Source organism: Ruminococcus callidus ATCC 27760 (genome assembly GCF_000468015.1).
Taxonomy (GTDB): domain Bacteria; phylum Bacillota; class Clostridia; order Oscillospirales; family Ruminococcaceae; genus Ruminococcus_C; species Ruminococcus_C callidus.
Map to the genome: position 1 here is coordinate 22,478 of NZ_KI260345.1, position 568 is coordinate 23,045.

Below are 568 nucleotides of genomic sequence, written 5' to 3' on the forward strand. Positions count from 1 at the left end.
AGCCGACTTCCAGCAACAATTCTACTTCTTCTTCGGAAACGCCAAACGTGCTGCAGTATTCCAGCAGCAGTTTTTCCCGCTCGTCTTCCATCCACCATTTTGCATAGTCTAGTTGATTCCAATTGTACGGGTTGAACATAGTGTGGATGTAGTCCTGCATGGTAAAGGTACTTCTGCTGATCTTTCCGTTCGGAGTGATTTCTAGGATTTCACCCTCAGCTATTTCGACCTCACAAGCTTTTTCTGCTATGTGGACTTTTTGCAGAGCATTATCCAAAATGCTTTTTGTGCTGGCATAGACGTACAATCCCAGTGCGGGAAAATGGTACAAAGTCAAAGGATTATTGCCTTTCACCAGAAACAGCGTATTGTCGTTTCTCAAAATTGTAAAGACAAAGCTGCCCTCCACCAGTTCTGCGGTTCTCCGGACGTTTTCCGTGTCCAGCTGCTGCCCCTGTTCCAGAAGTTGCACAGCGATGTAGCTATCGGTTTCAACCGGGGTTGGCGGGAGATGCTGTTCCCGGCGAAGCTCTTTGTCGTTGTACAGCACGCCGTTGTGGGCGAGGGC

General features: G+C 48.4%; 1 protein-coding gene. It reads right to left on the reverse strand.

Annotated features, from left to right (window positions below; translation table 11 throughout):
- A partial coding sequence (locus tag RUMCAL_RS15835; protein WP_021681393.1) for a class II glutamine amidotransferase domain-containing protein occupies positions 1-568 on the reverse strand: 568 nt, incomplete at both ends.